22 protein-coding genes are annotated in these 20,418 nt (G+C 69.9%); 14 read left to right on the forward strand and 8 right to left on the reverse strand.

Annotated elements, in window-relative coordinates; genetic code table 11:
* Positions 1 to 9: 9 nt before the first annotated feature.
* Positions 10 to 1,593, forward strand: a complete 1,584-nt coding sequence (gene lnt / locus DEJ25_RS06195; RefSeq protein ID WP_258366065.1) for an apolipoprotein N-acyltransferase — start codon at positions 10 to 12, stop codon at positions 1,591 to 1,593.
* A 121-nt stretch (positions 1,594 to 1,714) separates the two neighbouring features.
* A complete protein-coding gene (locus DEJ25_RS06200; protein ID WP_110902283.1) occupies positions 1,715 to 2,065 on the forward strand; it encodes an RNA polymerase-binding protein RbpA in 351 nt (116 codons plus the stop codon).
* 87 nt (positions 2,066 to 2,152) lie between these two features.
* Here DEJ25_RS06200 and DEJ25_RS06205 read toward each other — a convergent pair whose 3' ends face one another.
* Entirely contained in the window at positions 2,153 to 3,313 is a 1,161-nt protein-coding gene (locus DEJ25_RS06205) for an SPFH domain-containing protein (RefSeq protein ID WP_111044138.1), read from the reverse strand.
* A complete protein-coding gene (locus tag DEJ25_RS06210; RefSeq protein WP_258366064.1) occupies positions 3,310 to 3,783 on the reverse strand; it encodes an NfeD family protein in 474 nt (157 codons plus the stop codon). Before DEJ25_RS06210 ends, DEJ25_RS06205 begins: the two co-directional genes overlap by 4 nt.
* A 175-nt stretch (positions 3,784 to 3,958) precedes the next feature.
* On the opposite strand from DEJ25_RS06210, the gene DEJ25_RS06215 reads away from it, so the two are divergent.
* The 3 genes from DEJ25_RS06215 to DEJ25_RS16610 all read left to right on the forward strand — a co-directional run bounded on the left by DEJ25_RS06215 (position 3,959) and on the right by DEJ25_RS16610 (position 5,453).
* The gene (locus tag DEJ25_RS06215; protein WP_110902285.1) at positions 3,959 to 4,720 is read left to right on the forward strand and encodes an SDR family oxidoreductase; all 762 of its coding nucleotides are present in this window, start codon (positions 3,959 to 3,961) and stop codon (positions 4,718 to 4,720) included.
* A gap of 4 nt (positions 4,721 to 4,724) precedes the next feature.
* Complete coding sequence (locus DEJ25_RS06220) at positions 4,725 to 5,177, forward strand: NUDIX hydrolase (protein ID WP_111044139.1); 453 nt, start codon at positions 4,725 to 4,727, stop codon at positions 5,175 to 5,177.
* 114 nt (positions 5,178 to 5,291) lie between these two features.
* Positions 5,292 to 5,453: a hypothetical protein gene (locus DEJ25_RS16610; RefSeq protein ID WP_181421453.1), complete on the forward strand. Its 162-nt coding sequence runs from the start codon at positions 5,292 to 5,294 to the stop codon at positions 5,451 to 5,453.
* A 44-nt stretch (positions 5,454 to 5,497) separates the two neighbouring features.
* Here DEJ25_RS16610 and DEJ25_RS06230 read toward each other — a convergent pair whose 3' ends face one another.
* Complete coding sequence (locus DEJ25_RS06230; RefSeq protein WP_111044140.1) at positions 5,498 to 5,968, reverse strand: arsenate reductase ArsC; 471 nt, start codon at positions 5,966 to 5,968, stop codon at positions 5,498 to 5,500.
* Between the two features lie 333 nt (positions 5,969 to 6,301).
* Here DEJ25_RS06230 and DEJ25_RS06235 point away from each other — a divergent pair, with 333 nt between their 5' ends.
* A complete protein-coding gene (locus DEJ25_RS06235; RefSeq protein ID WP_258366100.1) occupies positions 6,302 to 6,544 on the forward strand; it encodes a pentapeptide repeat-containing protein in 243 nt (80 codons plus the stop codon).
* A gap of 130 nt (positions 6,545 to 6,674) precedes the next feature.
* Here DEJ25_RS06235 and DEJ25_RS06240 read toward each other — a convergent pair whose 3' ends face one another.
* On the reverse strand, positions 6,675 to 7,355 hold the full coding sequence (locus tag DEJ25_RS06240; protein WP_110902290.1) for an SDR family NAD(P)-dependent oxidoreductase: 681 nt from the start codon (positions 7,353 to 7,355) through the stop codon (positions 6,675 to 6,677).
* 118 nt (positions 7,356 to 7,473) lie between these two features.
* Here DEJ25_RS06240 and DEJ25_RS06245 point away from each other — a divergent pair, with 118 nt between their 5' ends.
* The gene (locus DEJ25_RS06245; RefSeq protein ID WP_111044277.1) at positions 7,474 to 8,298 is read left to right on the forward strand and encodes a helix-turn-helix domain-containing protein; all 825 of its coding nucleotides are present in this window, start codon (positions 7,474 to 7,476) and stop codon (positions 8,296 to 8,298) included.
* A gap of 83 nt (positions 8,299 to 8,381) precedes the next feature.
* Here the strand turns inward: DEJ25_RS06245 and dhaM are convergent, their stop codons facing one another.
* From dhaM to dhaK, 3 genes are all read right to left on the reverse strand, one after another.
* Positions 8,382 to 9,107: a dihydroxyacetone kinase phosphoryl donor subunit DhaM gene (gene dhaM / locus DEJ25_RS06250; RefSeq protein ID WP_111044142.1), complete on the reverse strand. Its 726-nt coding sequence runs from the start codon at positions 9,105 to 9,107 to the stop codon at positions 8,382 to 8,384.
* Complete coding sequence (gene dhaL / locus DEJ25_RS06255) at positions 9,104 to 9,730, reverse strand: dihydroxyacetone kinase subunit DhaL (protein WP_110902292.1); 627 nt, start codon at positions 9,728 to 9,730, stop codon at positions 9,104 to 9,106. Before dhaL ends, dhaM begins: the two co-directional genes overlap by 4 nt.
* Before the next feature lie 62 nt (positions 9,731 to 9,792).
* On the reverse strand, positions 9,793 to 10,794 hold the full coding sequence (gene dhaK, locus DEJ25_RS06260) for a dihydroxyacetone kinase subunit DhaK (RefSeq protein WP_111044143.1): 1,002 nt from the start codon (positions 10,792 to 10,794) through the stop codon (positions 9,793 to 9,795).
* A gap of 419 nt (positions 10,795 to 11,213) precedes the next feature.
* Here dhaK and DEJ25_RS06265 point away from each other — a divergent pair, with 419 nt between their 5' ends.
* Positions 11,214 to 11,888, forward strand: a complete 675-nt coding sequence (locus tag DEJ25_RS06265; protein ID WP_375334544.1) for an MIP/aquaporin family protein — start codon at positions 11,214 to 11,216, stop codon at positions 11,886 to 11,888.
* A gap of 173 nt (positions 11,889 to 12,061) precedes the next feature.
* Complete coding sequence (glpK, locus tag DEJ25_RS06270) at positions 12,062 to 13,573, forward strand: glycerol kinase GlpK (RefSeq protein WP_110902295.1); 1,512 nt, start codon at positions 12,062 to 12,064, stop codon at positions 13,571 to 13,573.
* A gap of 154 nt (positions 13,574 to 13,727) precedes the next feature.
* Here the strand turns inward: glpK and trpD are convergent, their stop codons facing one another.
* Positions 13,728 to 14,792 (reverse strand): anthranilate phosphoribosyltransferase, encoded by a 1,065-nt coding sequence (gene trpD, locus DEJ25_RS06275; protein WP_110902296.1) that lies wholly within the window; start codon positions 14,790 to 14,792, stop codon positions 13,728 to 13,730.
* Positions 14,793 to 14,862: 70 nt separating this feature from the next.
* On the opposite strand from trpD, the gene DEJ25_RS06280 reads away from it, so the two are divergent.
* The 5 genes from DEJ25_RS06280 (at position 14,863) to DEJ25_RS06300 (ending at position 20,276) form a co-directional block, all read left to right on the forward strand.
* Entirely contained in the window at positions 14,863 to 15,501 is a 639-nt protein-coding gene (locus DEJ25_RS06280; RefSeq protein ID WP_110902297.1) for a heme-copper oxidase subunit III, read from the forward strand.
* A gap of 20 nt (positions 15,502 to 15,521) precedes the next feature.
* Entirely contained in the window at positions 15,522 to 16,337 is an 816-nt protein-coding gene (locus tag DEJ25_RS06285) for a cytochrome c (RefSeq protein ID WP_110902298.1), read from the forward strand.
* A 33-nt stretch (positions 16,338 to 16,370) separates the two neighbouring features.
* Positions 16,371 to 17,438 (forward strand): ubiquinol-cytochrome c reductase iron-sulfur subunit, encoded by a 1,068-nt coding sequence (locus DEJ25_RS06290; RefSeq protein ID WP_110902299.1) that lies wholly within the window; start codon positions 16,371 to 16,373, stop codon positions 17,436 to 17,438.
* Positions 17,435 to 19,126 carry a cytochrome bc complex cytochrome b subunit gene (locus tag DEJ25_RS06295; protein WP_111044144.1) on the forward strand — a complete coding sequence of 564 codons (1,692 nt, stop codon included), beginning with the start codon at positions 17,435 to 17,437 and terminating at the stop codon, positions 19,124 to 19,126. The genes DEJ25_RS06290 and DEJ25_RS06295 overlap by 4 nt, the downstream gene beginning before the upstream one ends.
* A 190-nt stretch (positions 19,127 to 19,316) precedes the next feature.
* A complete protein-coding gene (locus DEJ25_RS06300; protein WP_111044145.1) occupies positions 19,317 to 20,276 on the forward strand; it encodes a phosphodiesterase in 960 nt (319 codons plus the stop codon).
* The last annotated feature ends 142 nt before the right edge of the window (positions 20,277 to 20,418 follow it).

Below are 20,418 nucleotides of genomic sequence, written 5' to 3' on the forward strand. Positions count from 1 at the left end.
TCGGTCCCCGTGACAGCCGTGCGCCCGGCACATGCGGACGTCCGCCGTGCGACCCGGACGACGACGCCCGTCGTCGCGGAGTCGACGTCGGTGTTCGCGGCGCTGCCGCTCGGCCAGGCGCTGCCGCTGTCGGTGATCGGGGGGCTCCTCTTCGCCCTGTCGTTCCCGTCGCCCGGCTGGTGGTTCCTGGCCTACCCGGCCGTGGCGTGCCTCCTGCTCGCGGCGATGGGACAGCGCGCTCGTCGGGCGGCCTGGCTCGGACTGCTCGCCGGAGCGACGTTCTGGGTGCCCGCGATCTCGTGGGCGGGCCGCTACCTCGGACCGGTGCCCTGGTTCGCGCTGGCGCTGCTCGAGGCGGCGCTCTTCGCCGTCGGCACGGTGGCGATCGCACTGGCCTACCGCTGGGTCGCGCGCGTGGTGCCCTCGACCGCCGGGCGGGTGTGGGGCCTCCCGGCAGTGGTGGCAGCGCTCTGGACCGGACGCGAGTGGTTCTCGGGCAGCTGGCCGTACGGCGGCTTCGCGTGGGGACGCGTCGGTCTGTCGCAGTCGCAGGGTCCGTTCACACACCTCGCCGCGTACGTCGGCGTGCTCGGACTGAGCTTCGTCGTCGTGTACTGCGTCGCCGTGGTGGTCTCGCTCGGACTGGTCGGCGGTGTCCGGCTGCCGATGCGGATCGCGACGGCGGGACTGCTCGTGGCCGCGGTGCTGGCCGTGCCCGCGTGGCCGACGGCCGTCGACGGGACAGTGCGCGTCGAGTCCGTGCAGGGCAACGGCCCCGCGGGGTACTTCGACCGCGCGCAGCCGGGTGACGTGTTGCGGTCACAGGTCGCCGCGACCGACGTCGACGCCCGGGGCGTGGACCTGGTCGTCTGGCCCGAGGCGGCCGCCGAGTACGACCCGCGCCGGGAACCGGTCATCGCCGGGGCCCTGGACGCGGTCGTGCAGAGCGTCGGCGCACCCCTCGTCGCCGGGGCCGTGACGCAGACGTCGTCGGGCGTGCTCCACAACACCTCGTTCGTCTGGGGCGCGGACGGCTGGCAGGCCTCCTACGACAAGAAGCGCCCGGTGCCGTTCGGCGAGTACGTGCCCGACCGTTGGTTCTACTCGAAGCTCGCGCCCTCGCTCATCGGCCTGCTGCAGCGCGACTACACACCCGGGACGAAGCCGAACGTGCTGCCGGTCGCCGGCATCCGTGCGGGTGTGATGATCTGCTTCGACGTCGTCGACGACGGACTGACCGCCGACCTGGCACGTGGGGGAGCGCAGGTCATCCTGGCGCAGACGAACAACGCGGACTTCGACGGGACCGACGAGAACCTGCAGCAGCTCGAGATCGCGCGGATGCGGGCCGTCGAGACCGGGCGCTCGCTCGTGAACACCTCGACCGTCGGGGCGTCGCAGGTGATCGACCCGGACGGGCGCACCATCGACCGGGTGCCCGCGTACACGGCGACCTCGATGGTGACCGACGTCCCGCTGGGCACCTCGACGACGCCCGCCACGGTCGCCTCCAGGGACGTCACGCTCGTGCTGTCACTCGGTGGACTGCTCGTGCTGCTGGCCTGCGCTCCCTGGCGACGCCGGCACCGCTGACGCCGTCCGACGGGTGCCCGTCGGATCCTGCGCACTGGGAAGCGACTGTGAATGCAGCGCCCTCGGAACGAATCCCGGGTGGTGTGGGTTGGACCGGGGGAACGAGCGAGAGGAGTCGGACATGGCTGATCGGAGTCTCCGAGGCATGCGGCTCGGGAGCCAGAGCCTCCAGAGCGAGGACGGTGTCGAGCTCTCCGAACGGAAGCGCGCCGTCTACCAGGCGGCATCGGGCGAGACCTTCGACGTGGTGTTCTCCGCCGACGCGGAGGTCCCGCCGGTGTGGTCGGACCCGCGAAGCGGCTGGGAAGGGCGTCTGCTCGGCGAGGACGGCAAGCCCGTCGACATCGCCGCAGAGGACGTCAAGGCACCGCGGACCCACTGGGACATGCTGCTCGAACGGCGCTCCCGCGAGGAGCTCGAGGAACTGCTGGAGGAACGTCTCCAGGTCCTCCGAGCCCGTCGCGGCGCCTAGACCAGAGCGGCGCAGCACCCGAACAAAGAACGGCCCGCCCCCCCCAGCAGGGGAGCGGGCCGTCGTCGTGTCCGGCGGCGGACGGGGTCAGTCGCGCGTCCGGTGGGTGCCGAACGCCGTGTCGGCGTCCTGGTCGGCGGCGGAGAGGCGCTCGTCCACGCTGCGGTCCGACTGGGCCAGGCGATCGTCGAGCTCCGACGGCGGCACGATGTCCGCGACCGAGGCGTCGGCCGCGGGGGAGCCGGAGCGTCCGGCGCCGTCCCGCGCCTGGGTGTTCGCGAGGCTCTCGTCGGCGAGCTTCGAGATGCGGGACAGGAAGTCCGATCCGGCAGCACCGGCAGCCGACCCGCCGGAACCCGTCCGCTGGGCGCTGAAGCCCTTGGCGATGCCGGACAGCGCCTCGGTGAACTCGCTCGGGATCATCCACAGCTTGTTCGAGTTGCCCTCGGCGATCTTCGGGAGCATCTGCAGGTACTGGTACGACAGCAGCTTCTCGTCCGGGTCGCCCTGGTGGATGGCGTCGAACACCGTGGCGATGGCCTGCGCTTCACCCTCGGCCCGGAGGACCTGGGCCTTCGCATCACCTTCGGCACCGAGGATCGCGGCCTGCCGCTGCCCCTCGGCCTCGAGGATCTGCGACTGCTTGGTGCCCTCGGCCTGCAGGATCGCCGCACGACGGTTCCGCTCGGCGCGCAGCTGCTGTTCCATGGCGTCGACGATCGACACGGGCGGCTCGATGGCCTTCAGCTCCACGCGGCCGACGCGGATGCCCCACTTGCCGGTCGCTTCGTCGAGCACGACGCGGAGCTGGCCGTTGATGTTGTCGCGGCTGGTCAGCGCCTCTTCGAGGTTCAGACCACCGACGACGTTGCGCAGGGTGGTCGTGGTGAGCTGCTCGACGGCACCGAGGTAGTTCGCGATCTCGTACGTCGCCGCCCGGGCGTCGGTCACCTGGAAGTAGACGACCGTGTCGATCGAGACGACCAGGTTGTCCTCGGTGATGACCGGCTGCGGCGGGAACGAGACGACCTGTTCACGCATGTCGATGAGCGGGCGGAGTCGGTCGATGAACGGCACCAGCAGGTTCAGCCCGGGCGTGAGGGTCTTGTGGTACTTCCCGAGCCGTTCCACGACACCGGCCGTGGCCTGGGGAACGATCCGGATGGCCTTCGCGAGGACCGTGATCACGAAGATCACGATGACCACGATCAGGACGATGAGCACGACCGTCCCGGTGGAGAGCGTCATTGGGCTGCCTTCTGTTCGATGCGGACGACGGCGGTGGAACCTTCGATGGACTCGACGACCACGCGCGTGCCGAGCGGTGGCGTGCGGTCGACGGCGCCGGGTGCGAAGCGGGCACTCCAGGTCTCACCGTTGGCCAGGCGGACCTGGCCGGGGGCGGACGGCGTGAACGCGAGGGCGACCGTGCCGGCCATGCCGACCAGGCCCTCGACGCCGGTGCGGTGCGGGTCGGCACCACGGTTCAGCGCCTGGAGCACGCGGGGGCGGACGACGGCGAGCAGCAGCAGCGCGAGCACCGCGGCGATGATGGCGCTGAGCCACCACGGGGCGCCGAGCAGTGCGGCGATCAACCCGCCGGCGGCACCGGCCGCGAGCATGAGGAAGATGAAGTCGAGCGTGAAGACCTCGACCACCCCCAACACGAGCACCAGGGCGATCCACACGATCACCTGGGTCCATTCCGAGACGTTCACGCGATCTCCCTCCCCTTGCATCGCGCACGGCATCCGCAGCATCGCGACGTCCGGTCCTGTTGCGTCCAACGTATCAGCCACCACTCACGGGCCGACGTGGCGCGGGCCCCTTGCTAGGCTCGATGCCGCCCGGGACGACCAGGACCGGCGCCGCCCGACGACAGGAGTCACCACTGTGAGCAGCCCCCTCGCCCCCGGATCCCTCGACGGCACGCGCGCCCTCGTCACCGGGTCCTCTCGCGGCATCGGTGCGGACACGGTCGGGTACCTGGCCGAGGCCGGTGCGAAGGTCGTCGTCAACTACCGCAACAAGGCCCGTCGCGCCGAGCAGATCGTCGAGAAGGTCGCCGCCGCCGGGGGATCGGCCCTGGCACTGCAGGCCGACCTCACGGATCACGACTCCGTTCAGGCCATGGTCGACGCGGTCGTCGCCGAGTGGGGTGGCATCGACCTGCTCGTGCTCAACGCCTCCGGTGGCATGGAGTCCGGCATGGGCGAGGACTACGCGCTCCGCCTGAACCGCGACGCCCAGGTCGACATGCTCCAGACGGCCGTGCCGCACATGCCGTCGGGCTCCCGCGTGGTCTTCGTCACGAGCCACCAGGCGCACTTCGTCGAGACCGCCGAGACCATGCCCGAGTACGTCCCGGTCGCGAAGAGCAAGCGCGCCGGCGAGCTCGCCCTCCGCGAGCTCCTGCCCCAGCTCGAGGCCGCGGGCATCGAGTTCGTCACCGTCTCCGGCGACATGATCGAGGGCACCATCACGGCGACCCTGCTGAACCGGTTGAACCCGGGCGCGATCGAGGGTCGTCGGGACGCGGTCGGCAAGCTCTACAGCGTCTCCGAGTTCGCCGCCGAGATCGCCCTCGCCGCGGTCGAACCGATCCCTGCCGACCACACGAAGCTCGTCGGCGACGTCAGCTCCTTCACGGCCTGACACCGTGACCGCCGCACCCGGCCTGCGCCGGACCTCCCGCATCCTGTTGCTCGACCCGGCGGGCCGCGTGTTCCTGATGGACACGAAGGCACCGTCGTCCGACGGCGCACACCGGTGGATCACGCCCGGTGGCGGCGTCGACCCGGGGGAGTCCCACCGGGACGCGGCGATCCGCGAGCTCCGCGAGGAGACCGGCATCGACATCACCGACCCGGGCGAGCCGGTGTGGTCGTGGGACTTCACGGTCGGCTGGGACCAGGCCGACCACGACCGCGGGCACGCCGAGTTCTACGTGGTGCGGACCCCGGGGTTCGAGCTGTCGGATACGGGATGGACCGATGACGAACGGGTGGACATCCTGGCGTCGCGCTGGTGGACCGCCGACGAACTCGACGCGACGGACGAGTCGTACGAGCCCGCCGAGCTGCCGGACCTGGTGCGTCGCCACCGCGACTGATCGTCACCCTGTGGTCGGACGGGAGGCCCGTGGCCAGGCCGCCACGGTCCTCCCGTCCGTCGACCGTCACGGTCCCTGCGAGCAGTGACCGGTCTCCGGCGTAGCGTCGCGGCCATGACGTACAGCCAGCCGGATCCGGCAGAAGAGACCACGCAGGCAGAGCCCGAGCAGCCCGACACGGAGCAGTCGACCGTCGGCGAGCAGGGCGGGGAGCAGGCAGCCCTCGAGATCGACAGCTCGGACGTCCCGACCACGTCCGACGACTCGTCGAACTGACGCGAGCGCGCTCGCACACCACGCCGGACGCCTGGTGACGGCACTCAGACGAGTGTCGACACCAGGCGTTCGACGTGTCCGCGGACGTCGTCGCGGATCGGACGGACGGCCTCGAGCGGCAGGCCGGCCGGGTCGGTGAGCTCCCAGTCCTCGTACCGCTTGCCGGGGAAGACGGGGCAGGCGTCGCCGCAGCCCATGGTCACGACGACGTCGGCGTGACGGACGGCCTCGGTGGTGAGGACCGTCGGGGTCCGGCCCACGATGTCGATCCCGACCTCGTGCATGGCGGCCACCGCGACCTCGTTCACCCGGTCGGCGGGCTCGGAGCCGGCGGAGAAGACGTCGATGCGGTCACCGGCGATCGCGCGGAGGAAGCCCGCTGCCATCTGCGACCGGCCGGCGTTGTGCACGCAGACGAACAGGACGGCGGGGCGGGGGCCGTGCTGGTCGGGCTGGTCGTGCTGGTCGTGTTGGTCGCGAGGGTCGTGCTCGTCACGTTCGGGCGCTTCGGTCATACGTCCATCGTGCCGGACAAGCGACCGGTGAGACGCACGTACTCCGGGTGCTCCGGGTCGGGGTCCGACCGGCTGAGCCCGACCGCCGCTACGCCCGGAGCGCCGGTTCGTTCCCGGGCACCACGAACAGGGCCAGTTCCGCCAGGGCGCCGCACAACCGAAGCCGGCCGGAACCGTCGGATGCCGCGGTTCCGGTGGGCTTCCGTTGTGCGCAGCCGATGTGAGCCGTCCCGCACAGCCGTTCGGGCACCTCGAGCAGTGCGCCGATAATGCATATTATGTCAACTAGAAGGAGCGGGTGGGGCGGAGCGCCGCGGTCGATCAGGAGTCGACCTGCGGCAGGCGGACCTGCGCGGCGCGAGCCTCCGCGGTGCGCTCCTCATCGGCGCCGACCTCACCGGCGCGGACCTGCGCCGGTGCGAGTGCATCGGTGCGGACCTCCGTGACACCGACCTCTCCGGAGCCGACCTCCGCGGAGCCGTGTACCTGACGCAGATGCAGGTGAACGCCGCCCGCGGCGACGCGCGCACCCGCCTGGACGACGGGTTCCAGCGGCCGTCCCACTGGCCGTGCTGATGCCCTGACCGACGCCCTGACGGACGGGAGGCCGTGGCGGTGTCGCCACGGGCCTCCCGTCCGTCAGTCGGCACGCCCGCCAGCCGGTCACGTCAGGACCGACCGGTCTCGTCAGCACCAGCAGGACACGTCAGTAGTCGACGCGCCCGTGCCGGTTGTGGAACTCCCCCGTCGGCCCGTCGGGGCCGAGGAGCGCGAGCATGACCGTGGCGTCGGTCCCCTCGGTCACCGTCTGGTGGCCGGAGTGCCCGTTGAAGTCCGTCGCGGTGTAGCCCGGGTCGCTGACGTTCACGCGGAACCCGGGCAGGTTCTTCGCGTACTGCACCGTGAGCGTGATCACCGCGGCCTTCGACGCCGCGTACGGGATGCTCGGCACGTGGAACTCGTCGTGGCCCGGCGTGCTGAGGAACCGCGGCCAGCCGACACCGGACGCGACGTTGACGATGACGGGGTTCTCCGAGGCGCGCAGCAGCGGCAGTGCCGCCTGCGTGACCCGGACGATGCCGGTGACGTTGGCGTCGAGGACGGACGCCATCGCCTCCGCCGTCAGGTCGTCCACGCCGAACGAGGTGCCCAGGACGCCGGCGTTGTTGACGAGCACGTCGAGCGCGGGGATCGAGGCGAGGGCATCATCGATGCTGGACTGGTCGGTGACGTCGAGGCGGACGACGGTGGCGCCGAGCTCACGCACGGCGTCGGCGTCCTCCGGGTTCCGGACGCCGGCGTAGACGGTGTGGCCGGCCTCGATGAGGCGGCGGGTGGTCTCGAGTCCGAGGCTGCGGTTCGCCCCGGTGATGAGTGTGGTGGTCATGGGGACCATCGTGCTCGCTCCGCGCGCCGTCCCCCAGGCCCCGCTCGACGTGCTGTCCCACGGACCCTGGGACTGGCAGTACCACGGTCCGCTGGCCGAAGCGCGCGAGGATGTGTGCATGAGCGAGTTCGCCGACGTCCTGCGGTCCTGGCGCGACCGGGTCACCCCAGCCGAGGTCGGCCTGCCCGCTGGCCCCGGACGACGCACCGCGGGCCTTCGACGTGAGGAACTGGCCGCCCTCGCCGGGGTCAGCGTCGACTACGTCGTGCGGCTCGAACAGGGCCGCGCGACGAACCCGTCACCGCAGCTGCTCGCCGCTCTGGCCACCGCGCTCCGCCTGACCGAGCAGGAGCGCGACCACCTGTTCCGCGTCGCCGGTGCCGCTCCCCCGACGCGCGGGCTCGTCCCCCGGCACATCACACCGGGAGTTCAGCGGATCGTCGACCGGTTGACGGACGTGCCACTCGCCGTCTTCACCGCCAGTCACGACCTGCTGTACCGCAACGACCTGTGGGCTGCCGCGACGGGGGACGGCGACCGGTGGCAGGGTCGTTCCGCGAACCTCGTCTGGCAGTTCTTCACCGACGGGCACGCCGGCGTGGAGTTCGACGACGAGCACGCCGAGGCGTTCGCGTCCGACCTCGCCGCCGACCTCCGCACTGCCTTCGGCCGCTACCCGGACGACCGGCGCCTCGCCGAGCTGGTGCGGGACCTGCGGTCGGCGAGTCCCGAGTTCGAACGGCGCTGGGGCGAGGCGCGGATCGCCGAGCACCGGACCAGCCGGAAGACCCTGCAGACCCCGGTCGGCCCGATCGAGGTCGACTGCGACACCCTCTCCGTGCCGGGCAGCGACCTGCGGATCGTCGTCTACACCGTGGTGCCCGGCAGTGACGACGCCTCGCGACTCGACCTGCTTCGGGTCACGGGCCTCCAGCGCGTCTGACCTCCCGCGGAACGCAACGTCGGCGGCCCCGCGCGAGCAGTACCGCTGCGAGGATCCGCCGACGGTGCGTGTTGCGGGAGGGACTACTCGCCGAAGCCGGAACGGACCAGGTCCGCCAGGGCGTCGACCGCGTCGCGGGCGTCGGGGCCGGACGCCTCGATCGTCACCGTCGCGCCCTTCGGCAGCGCGAGCGCCATGATCGCGAGCAGGCTCTTCGCGTCGACCCCGTTCACCCGGACCGAGGCGTCGTGCTTCGCGGCCGTCTTCACGAACTCCGCAGCGGGACGGGCGTGCAGGCCCGACGCGTTGACGAGCTCGACGGTGGCGGTCACGTTGGTCCCGTCGGCCGCACCGGCGTCGGAGACGGGCGGCGTGCCTCCCGGGAGGCCCGTCGCCGCGTCGTCCGCACCGGCGCCGGTCCCGATCGTGGTCCCGGATGCGCTCGCAGCGGCCGCGAGGACCGCGTCGACGTCGCCCCCGGTCTGGGCGGCGACGGCCGCCGCGACGGTCCCCTCGACGAGCGGGGCGTCCGAGACGTGCACGCGGGCACGCAGCTCGTCGTCCAGGAAGTCGAGCGCCGTGTCCGTCGTCAGGTAGGCCGACCCGAGGTCGCACAGCACGACGACGCCGTCGGTCCCGGCGAGCTGTTCGATGCCGGCGGTGATCGCCTCGAACGAGGTGCCGATGCCGCCCTCCTCGGTCCCCCCGGCCGCGAGGAGTTGCACGTCGCCGGCCATCTGTCGTGCGATGTCCACCGTGCCCTGCGCGACGGCGGCGCTGTGCGAGACGACCAGGATGCCGACGCTCATGCCGCGTCCACGGCGGCACGGAGGACGTAGGCGCTCGACTGGGCGCCGGGGTCACGGTGCCCGACCGCGCGGTCGCCGAGGTAGCTCGCGCGGCCCTTCCGGGCGACCAGCTCGTCGGTCGATTCGGCACCGTTCGCTGCGGCGTCGGCCGCGGCCGCGAGCACCCGTTGCGGGGTCTCCCCCGCGGCGGCGGCTGCGGCTGCGGCGTCGACGGCCGGCGTCCACGCGTCGATCATCGTCTTGTCGCCGACCTCGGCCTTGCCGCGGGAGACGACGCCGTCGCGGGCGGCGGTCAGGACGGCGACCAGCGTGTCGGCGTCGAGCTCGGTGGCGTCGCCTGCTGCCTGGGCCGCCTTGAGGTACGCCGTACCGAACAGCGGACCGGCCGCGCCGCCCACGGTGGAGATGAGCTTCGTCGCGACGAGCTTGAACACCGCACCCGGGGTCTCGAGATCCGCGTCGTCGAGCGCGACGACCACCGCGCGGAACCCCCGGTCGAGGTTCTCACCGTGGTCGCCGTCGCCGATCTCGCGGTCGAGCGTGATCAGCTCCGCCCGGTGCTCGTCGATGGTGGCGGCGGTGCGGCGGACCCAGTCGATGGCCCAGGCGGTGTCGAGCGACAAGGTGTGTCCCTTCGTGCGGCCGACCGGGGGGTCGGCGTCGTGAGCGGAGTCGTCGTGCGGTGTCAGCGTCCCCAGCGGAGCGACGGCGTCTCCACCGGCGCGTCCCAGAGTGCCGTGAGGTCGTCGTCGAGCACCGTGACGGTGAGCGAGAACCCCTGCATCTCGAGGGAGGTGACGTAGTTGCCGACCAGGCTACGCGCGACGGTGTAGCCGCGGTCCGAGAGGACCTCGGCGGCCCGTCGGTAGGCGATGTAGAGCTCGGACTGCGGCGTCCCGCCCATACCGTTGACGAGCAGGAGCAGTTGCGCCCCGGCCGGTGCGTGCAGGTCGGTCAGGATCGGCTCGAGCACCCGGTCGACCAGTTCGTCGGCCGGTGCCATCGGGATCCGCTCCCGACCGGGCTCGCCGTGGATGCCGATGCCCAGCTCGGCTTCGTCGTCGGCCAGCGTGAAGGACGGCTCCCCGGCGTGCGGGACGGTGCCAGAGGCCAGCGCGAGCCCCATGGACCGCGTCACCTCGTTGACGTGGCGGGCCACGGCCGCGACGGCGTCCAGGTCGTCGCCACGTTCGGCGGCGGCACCCGCACACTTCTCCACCACGACGGTGCCGGCGACCCCGCGACGACCGGCGGTGAAGAGCGAGTCCTGCACGGCGACGTCGTCGTCCACCACGACGCTCTCGACCCGGACGTCGTCCATCGCGGCGAGTTCGGCGGCGGTCTCGAAGTTCAGGACGTCCCCGGTGTAGTTCTTCACGATGTGGAGGACGCCCGCTCCCCCGTCGACGGCCTTGGTGGCGGCCACGATCGGGTCGGGCGTCGGGCTGGTGAACACGGGGCCCGGGACGGCGGCGTCGAGCATGCCGTACCCGACGAAGCCGGCGTGCAGGGGCTCGTGTCCGCTGCCGCCACCACTCACGATGCCGACCTTGCCCGACACCGGGGCGTCACGGCGGTACAGGTGGACCGGGTCCTCGACGAGCACGACGTGCTCGGCGTGGGCGAGGGCGAACCCCCGGACGGTCTCGATGACGACGTCCTGCGGGTCGTTGATGAGCTTCTTCATGCTGCGCCTCCGGGAGTGTGACGAGGTCGTGCCACGGGTACGACACGGATGTCCGGCACGGGTCCATCGCCTGCACACCGCCGACGTCGTCCGGAGTTCGGCTCACTGTACCGCCGTGAGGTGTCCTCACCAGGGGCAGTTGCGGGCACGTGTGCCGCCGTTGTGCACGTTCGTGCACCGGCCCTACCCTCCGACCCGGTCGCCGCGACTCTCGGCATCCAGGACCCGTGCACGTCCGTTCACTTTCGCGGGATTGCGGTTCGAGTCCATCGCCCTCCGGAAATTCCCAGCACTATGCTCGGGCTCAATCACTCGACGGGGAGTGCCGGTGCTCAGCCGGGGCCCCCGACCACAGCAAATCGGAGGTACCGGTGGACGACATCGGCGTCAAATTCCTGTCTGAGCTCGTCGGCACGGCGATGCTCATCATCCTGGGTGGCGGCGTGGTCGCCGCGGTCTCGCTCACGAAGTCCAAGGGCTTCGGCGCAGGCTTCCTCATGGTCACGATCGGTTGGGGCTTCGCGGTCTTCGCCGGCGTCACCGTGTCGTACAAGTCCGGTGGACAGCTGAACCCGGCGGTCAGCCTCGCGCAGGCCATCATCGGCAACATCTCGGTCGGCGAGATGTTCCTCTTCTGGCTCGCGCAGCTCATCGGCGCGATCATCGGTGCCGTCATCGTCTGGCTCGCCTACAAGCAGCACTTCGACGAGGAGCCCGACGCCGCGGCGAAGCTCGGCGTCTTCTCCACCGGCCCCGCGATCCGCAACTACGGGTGGAACCTGGTGACCGAGATCATCGGCACCTTCGTCCTCGTGTTCGTGGTCCTCGCCTTCACGAACGGCAAGACCCCGTCCGAACTCGGCGCCATCCCGGTCGCGTTCCTCGTGATCGCGATCGGTGTCTCGCTCGGTGGCCCCACCGGCTACGCGATCAACCCGGCACGTGACCTCGGCCCGCGCATCGCGCACGCCCTCCTGCCGATCAAGGGCAAGGGCACCAGCGACTGGTCCTACGCCTGGGTCCCGGTCGTCGGCCCGCTCGTCGGTGGCGCACTCGCCGCGATCCTCTCCGGCGCGCTGCTCCCGATGGCGTAGTCACCGGACCACCAGCACCTCTGCACCACCGACGCGGCCGCCACGCTGCACCTCCCTCGTGGCGGCCGCGTCCCACCCACCCGCGCGGCCGCCCCGCGCTGCACCACCCGAACCCCCGCGGCCGGGTCGACCCGTCCCGACCGCAGCACCGAACACCGTCGTAAGGAGCACCAATGGCTGACTACATCGTCGCCATCGACCAGGGCACGACCAGCACGCGAGCGATCGTCTTCGACCACTCCGGGTCGATCGTCTCCGTCGGTCAGAAGGAACACGAGCAGATCTTCCCGCGCGCCGGTTGGGTCGAGCACGACCCGGCCGAGATCTGGGACAACACCCGTGAGGTCATCGGCCAGGCCCTGTCCCGTGCCGACATCACCCGCCACGACGTCGCAGCGGTCGGCATCACGAACCAGCGCGAGACCGCGGTCGTGTGGGACCGCACCACCGGCAAGGCGGTCTACAACGCCATCGTCTGGCAGGACACCCGCACCCAGTCCATCGTCGACAAGCTCGCCGACGGTGACACCGACCGCTACAAGGCCATCGTCGGCCTGCCCCTGGCGACGTACTTCTCCGGCACGAAGATCGCCTGGATCCTCGAGAACGTCGAGGGTGCCCGTGCGAAGGCCGAGGCCGGCGACCTGCTCTTCGGCACCACCGACACCTGGGTCCTCTGGAACCTGACCGGTGGCACGGACGGCGGCGTCCACAAGACCGACGTCACGAACGCCTCGCGCACCCTGTTCATGGACCTCGAGACGCTGCAGTGGCGCGACGACATCCTCGCTGACTTCGGTGTGCCCAAGTCGATGCTCCCGGAGATCGTCAGCTCCTCCGAGGTCTACGGCCACGTCGAGTCCTCGAGCCTCCTCCGCGAGGTCCCGATCGCCGGCATCCTGGGTGACCAGCAGGCGGCGACCTTCGGCCAGGCGGCGTTCGACCAGGGCGAGTCGAAGAACACCTACGGCACCGGTAACTTCCTCATCTTCAACACGGGCACGGACATCGTCCGCTCGGAGAACGGGCTGCTCACCACCGTCGGGTACAAGCTCGGCGACCAGGAGACGCACTACGCGCTCGAGGGTTCCATCGCCGTCACCGGCTCGCTCATCCAGTGGCTCCGCGACAACCTCGGCATCATCGGCAGCGCGCCCGAGGTCGAGACCCTCGCCACCACGGTCGAGGACAACGGCGGCGTCTACTTCGTCCCGGCCTTCTCGGGGCTCTTCGCGCCGTACTGGCGTCCGGACGCCCGCGGGGCGCTCGTCGGCCTCACCCGGTACGTCAACAAGGGGCACATCGCCCGTGCGGCCCTCGAGGCGACGGCACTCCAGACCCGCGAGGTCCTGGACGCCGTCAACGCCGACTCCGGCGTCGAGCTCACGGAGCTCAAGGTCGACGGCGGCATGACCGCCAACGACGCGCTCATGCAGTTCCAGGCCGACATCCTCGACGTCCCCGTGGTCCGCCCGGTGGTCGCCGAGACCACGGCGCTCGGTGCCGCCTACGCCGCCGGCCTGGCCGTCGGGTTCTGGGCCAACCTCGACGAGCTCCGCGCCAACTGGCAGGAGGACAAGCGCTGGGAGCCCCAGCTCGACGCCGCCGAGCGTGAGCGCACCCTCCGCCTCTGGAAGAAGGCCGTCACGAAGACCTTCGACTGGGTCGACGAGGACGTCCGCTGACGCGGGTCGCCTGACCGCTCCAGACGGGAGGCCGTACCGGTTCCGCAGAACCGGTACGGGCCTCCCGTCGTTGCGTGTGCGTGCGTGTGCGCCTCCTGCCGAGGCGCCTCGGCGTCTCGGGTACTCGGCGGCGTCCCGCGTCGGCGCCGGCGTCTCAGGCCGGGCCGGAGGCGGGGGCCACGCCGACCCACTCGTCCAGTTTGCGCGTGGCGGCGCCGGAGTCGATCGAACCCGACGCGACGACCAGCTGCTCGCGGAAGCGCTGCAGGATCGGACGGTCGGCCTCGGTCGGGTCCTGCGCGAGACGGAAGGACACCAGGCCGGCCGCCGCGTTCAGCAGGACGATGTCGCGCACCGGTCCGGTCTCGCCGGCCAGCACCGTCCGGACGATCGCCGCGTTCTCCGCCGGCTCGCCGCCGAGCAGGTCCTCGATCCGGGCGCGGGCGATGCCCAGGTCGCGCGGGTCCAGGTCGTGCTCGGTGATCCGCCCGCCGGACACCTCCCAGATGTGGCTGTGGCCGGTGGTGGTGAGTTCGTCGAGTCCGTCGTCGCCGCGGAACACGAGCGCGGTCGCACCCCGGGTCTGGAACACGCCGGTGATGATCGGCACGAGTTCGAGCTGCGCCACGCCCACGGCGTTCGCCTCGCAGCGCGCCGGGTTGACCAGCGGGCCGAGGAAGTTGAACACCGTCGGTACGCCGATCTCGCGGCGTACCGGGCCTGCGTGGGCGAATCCGGGGTGGAACGCGCTGGCGAACGCGAAGGTCAGACCGACACGCCGGAACGTCTCGGCGACACGCGCGGCGTCCATCGTGAGGTCGAGGCCGAGGGCGGCGAGCACGTCACTCGACCCGGACTTGGACGAGCTCGCCCGGTTGCCGTGCTTGACGACGGGCACACCCGCCGCGGCGATGACGATCGCGGCCATGGTCGAGATGTTGACGGTGCCGACGACGTCCCCGCCCGTCCCGACGATGTCGAGGGCCATCGGGTCGACGTCGAGCGGCACGGCGGCGTCGAGGATCGCGTCCCGGAAACCGACGACCTCGTCGACCGTCTCGCCCTTCGCGCGGAGGGCCACGGCGAAGGCGGCGATCTGGGCGGAGGTCGCCTTGCCCTGCACGATCTGCTCCATGGCCCATGTGGACTGCCTGATCGAGAGGTCCTCGCGCGCCATGAGCGCGCTGATCACCGAGGGCCAGGAGAGTGCGTCAGACATGGCTCGATCGTACTGATTCTGGAGGACCCGCCAGTTGCCTGCGAAAACACTGTCGGGGGTTTCCGCCATAATGGAAGACGTGACAAGCACCCCTCTCTCCAGATCCGTCAGCGGTCCGGTCCTGAACAGGCCGAACCCCGTTGCCGTGGGGACGATCGTGTGGCTGGGCAGCGAGGTCATGTTCTTCGCCGGCCTGTTCGCGATCTACTTCACGCTGCGAAGCACCTCCCCCGAGCTCTGGGCAACCGAGAGCGCCAAGCTCGAGGTGCCGTTCGCATCGGTGAACACCATCGTCCTGGTGCTGTCGAGCTTCGCCTGCCAGTTCGCGGTCTTCGCCGCCGAGCGGTTCCAGGTGCACCGGACCAGCTGGAACCCCAAGGACTGGGGCATGACGGAGTGGTTCTTCGTCACCTACTGCATGGGCGCGATCTTCGTCTGTGGGCAGATCTTCGAGTACGCCAACCTCTGGCACGAGGGCATGACGCTCTCCTCGAGCGCCTACGGCTCCGCGTTCTACATGACCACCGGCTTCCACGGTCTGCACGTGACCGGCGGTCTCATCGCCTTCCTCCTCACGCTCGGGCGTGGGTTCGCCGCGAAGAACTTCGGGCACAAGGAAGCCACCACCGCGATCGTGGTGTCGTACTACTGGCACTTCGTCGACGTCGTGTGGATCGGTCTCTTCGCCGTCATCTACCTCCTCAAGTGAGAATCAGGCAGCCCCACAGCATGTTCAACACATCGAAGAAGAACAAGAAGGGCCGTCGCTCCCCCCTGGCGACCGTGTCCCTGCTCGCCGTCGCCCTCATGACGACCGGTGGTGCGTACGCACTGTTCAGCACGTCGGCCAACGCCGACGACAGCACTAACACCACGCTGGCCGCATCCAGCCAGTCCCAGGTCAACGAGGGTCAGAAGCTCTTCGCGTCGAACTGCGCCACGTGCCACGGGCTGTCGGCACAGGGCACCAGCGAAGGCCCGTCCCTCATCGGTGTCGGCTCGGCAGCGGTCGACTTCCAGGTCGGGACCGGCCGCATGCCGCTCGCCGCCCAGGGCCCGCAGGGTGAAGAGAAGCCCGAGCAGTTCACGGACCAGCAGGTCGACGCCATGGCGGCCTACGTCGCCTCCCTCGGCCCGGGCCCGTCGGTCCCGTCGTCGAAGCTCACCGACGGCGCAGAGGGTGACGCTGCCGAAGGTGCCGAGCTCTTCCGCATCAACTGCGCGATGTGCCACAACGTCGCCGGTGCCGGTGGCGCGCTGACCGAGGGCAAGTACGCACCGAACCTGCGCGACGTGTCCGGCAAACACATCTACGAGGCGATGCTCACCGGCCCGCAGAACATGCCGGTGTTCAACGACCTGAACCTGACCCCGGACCAGAAGGCCGACGTCATCACGTACCTGAAGTACGTGCAGGACAACAAGTCTCCCGGCGGTTTCGCCCTGGGAGACCTCGGCCCGGTCGCCGAGGGTCTGTTCATCTGGATCTTCGGACTCGGCGCGGTCGTCGCGATGACCGTCTGGCTGACCGCGAAGACCAACTGATCGTCCGTGTCGCACGACACTGAAGGGAACACCATGGCAGAGCACGACGACGAGGCACTGAACTCGTCCTCGGCTGTCGAGAGGCACGACGCGAACCAGCCGGTCGGGACCGCGGTCCTGCCGCACGACCCGTTCGAGAACCCGGGTGAGCCGCCGCACCGTGGCCGCCGTACGGACGTCGACCCGAAGAAGCAGCGTCTGGCCGAGCGCCAGGTCGCCACGTTCTTCTACGTGTCGATCGTCGCGAGCGTCCTTTCGATCGCGGCGTACATCGCCTTCCCGATCGACTCCGACGACTTCGGCTCGGTCCGCACCGCGAACCTCTTCCTCGGGCTCGCCATCACGCTCGCCCTGCTCGCGCTGGGCATCGGTGCCGTCTACTGGTCGAAGACGCTCGTCTCCGACCGCGAGATCACCGAGATGCGCCACACCACGCGCGGCTCCGACGCGACCCGCGCCAAGGCGGTCGAAGCGTTCCAGCTCGCCGACAAGGAGTCCGGGTTCAGCCGTCGCAAGCTGATCCGGAACTCACTCATCGGTGCCCTGGTGGCCTTCCCCCTGCCCGGCATCGTCCTGGTGCGCGACCTCGCGCCGAAGGAAGACCCGAACGAGCTGCTCCGTCACACCTTCTGGAAGTCGGGCCTCCGCCTCACCAAGGACCCGACGGGTCTGCCGATCAAGGCGTCCGATGTCACCATCGGTTCGGTCTTCCACGTCATCCCCGAGGGCATGCTCGACTCCGAGCACATGCTCGAAGAGAAGGCCAAGGCGGCAGTCCTGCTGATGCGCCTGGACCCGAAGGACCTCAACCCGGCCAAGGGCCACGAGAACTGGGGCTACGACGGCATCGTCGCCTACTCCAAGATCTGCACCCACGTCGGATGCCCGGTCGCGCTCTACGAGCAGCAGACGCACCACTTGCTGTGCCCGTGCCACCAGTCCACCTTCGATGTCTCGAACAACTGCGAGGTCATCTTCGGACCGGCGGCCCGCCCCCTTCCCCAACTTCCGATCTCGGTCGATGACGACGGCTACCTGGTCGCACAGAGCGACTTCCACGAGCCGGTCGGCCCGTCCTTCTGGGAGCGTGCCCGCTCATGAGCAGCACAACGACCACCACCCCCACCACCGAGTCGGCGAACAAGCCGGCTCCTGACCGTGGTTCGCGCCTGATCAACTACACCGCGAACTACATCGACGAGCGCACGAGCATCTCCGGACTGGTGAAGGAGGTCGGTCGCAAGATCTTCCCCGACCACTGGAGCTTCATGCTCGGTGAGGTGGCGCTCTACAGCTTCGTCGTCGTCCTGCTCTCCGGGACCTTCCTGACGTTCTTCTTCCAGGCGTCGATGACCGAGGTCGTCTACAACGGTCCCTACGTCCCGCTCAAGGGCGTCGAGATGTCGGCCGCTCTGCAGTCCACGCTCAACATCTCCTTCGAGATCCGCGGCGGCCTGTTCGTCCGACAGATCCACCACTGGGCGGCCCTGCTGTTCGTGGCCTCCGTCATGCTCCACATGGCGCGCGTCTTCTTCACCGGCGCGTTCCGCAAGCCGCGTGAGCTCAACTGGGTCTTCGGCTTCGTGCTCTGGGTCCTCGCCATGGCCGAGGGCTTCACCGGGTACTCGCTCCCCGACGACCTGCTGTCCGGCAACGGTCTGCGCATCATCGTCGGCATGATCGAGGGTGTGCCGGTCATCGGTGTCTGGATCGCCTACCTGCTCTTCGGCGGCGAGTTCCCCGGCACCGACATCGTCGGCCGTCTCTACACGCTGCACATCCTGCTGCTGCCGGCGATCCTCGTCGCAGTGCTCGGTGTCCACCTCGTGCTCGTCGTGATCAACAAGCACACCCAGTACGCGGGCCCGGGCAAGACCAACGACAACGTCGTGGGCGTCCCGATCCTGCCGGCGTTCGCCGCGAAGGCCGGTGGCTTCTTCTTCATCGTCGCGGGCATCCTCGCTGCCATCGCGTCGTTCTTCACGATCAACCCGATCTGGAACTACGGCCCGTACGACCCCTCCCCCGTGTCCGCCGGTACCCAGCCTGACTGGTACATCGGCTTCGCGGACGGTGCGCTTCGTCTGGTGCCACCGCACTGGGAGGTCAACTGGTTCAGCTACACGATCTCGTTCAACATCCTCGTTCCGATCGCGGTCCTCATGGGGCTCATCATCGCGATCTTCGTGTACCCCTTCATCGAGGCCTGGGTCACGGGAGACGAGCGCGAGCACCACATCGCCGACCGCCCGCGCAATGCCCCGACCCGGACCGCTCTCGGCGTCGCCGGCATCACGCTCTACGGTGCGCTGTTCACCGCGGCGTCGTCCGACCTCATCGCGACCCACTTCATGGTGTCGATCAACCACGTGATCCACGTGCTCCAGGCAACGACGGTCCTCGGTCCGTTCGTGGCCTTCTGGATCACCAAGCGTGTCTGCCTCGCACTGCAGAAGAAGGACCGCGAGATCGTCCTGCACGGGTACGAGTCGGGCCGCATCGTCCGACTGCCGCACGGTGAGTACATCGAGGTGCACGAGCAGCTCGACGAGTACGAGCGGTGGCGCCTGCTGGAGTTCAACGACTACAAGCCGCTGATGATCCGCCCGGACTCCCGTGGTCGCATCACGTCGTTGCAGAAGGCTCGTGCACGCGCCTCCCGCTTCTTCTTCGAAGACCGCATCGAGCCGGTGTCGAAGAACGAACTCGAAGCCGCACATGCGGCGCACCACGGTCCCGACCTCGAGGGGACCCACCAGGCGCCGCAGGTCGGTGCCGGCACGCACTAGTCTCCTCGGCAAGAACGCGAACACCCCTCGTCCACTTCGTGGTCGGGGGGTGTTCGCGTTCGCATCACCCCGCGGACATCGGACACGCCGCCCCGGTTCACGGGGCGTTCAGACGTGGGTGCTGGAATCGTCGAGGACGGTGTGGCACTGTGTTGCACCACGCACCCGCTGCCAACGGAAGAAGAGACCGATGGACGCCCGGACGGCCGAACACCCCAGGCCGAACCACTTCCTGCTCCACCTCAGCGACACCCACCTCATCGCCGGCGACGGCGCGCTCTACGGAGCCGTCGACTCCACCGCACGGCTCGGCCAGATCATCGCCGAGATCGAAGCCTCCGGAGCACGCCCCGAAGCGATCATCATCACGGGCGACGTCGCGGATAAGGGGGAACCAGGTGCCTACGTCAAGGTCCGAGACATCATCGAACCCGCCGCCGAACGCCTCGGCGCCCAGGTCATCTGGGCCATGGGCAACCACGACGAACGCGGCGCCTTCCGGCAAGAGCTCTTCGGCTTGCAGCCCACCGACCGTCCCGTCGACTTCGTCTACGACGTCAACGGTCTCCGCATCATCACCCTCGACACGAGCGTCCCCGGACACCACCACGGCGAGGTCTCCCCGGAACAGCTCGACTGGCTCGCCGAGGTCCTCTCCGAAGCAGCACCGCACGGCACGATCCTCGCGATGCACCACCCGCCCGTCCCGAGTGTCCAGGACCTCACCGTCCTCGTGGAGCTCCGCGACCAGCCGGCTCTCGCCGAAGTGGTCGAGGGCAGCGACATCCTGACCATCATCGCCGGGCACCTGCACTACTCGACGAGCGCCGTGTTCGCGGGCATCCCCGTTTCCGTCGCGAGCGCCACCTGCTACACGCAGGACCTCAACGAGTTCCAGGGCGGCACCCGTGGACGGGACGGCGCCCAGTCGTTCAACCTCATGCACGTCTACGGACACCAGGTCGTGCACTCGGTCGTCCCGATCGGCACCTACGCGACGGTCGGCGAACCCGTGTCCTCCGTCGAGGTCGAAGCGCGCCTCGCTGCTGCCGGGGTCGTCATCCCGACAGCCGTCGAGCCGGCACCCGTCACGGCCTCCATGCCGGTGTTCACCCTCGACTCGGTACCGGTGTCCCCGATCCACCGGTGAGGGCGTGGGTGGGCGCCTGGAGGCCGTGCACGGAGCGGGCCCACGAGATTGCTGGGCCCCGGCCCCGTGCTCGCCCTGAGCACGACTCAGGAGCTGGCTGAGGTCCGGCGCCGTGCTCGCAGGCTCGCCCGGAGCGACGCTC

The organism is Curtobacterium sp. MCPF17_011 (assembly GCF_003234145.1).
In the GTDB taxonomy this organism is placed as follows: Bacteria; Actinomycetota; Actinomycetes; order Actinomycetales; family Microbacteriaceae; genus Curtobacterium.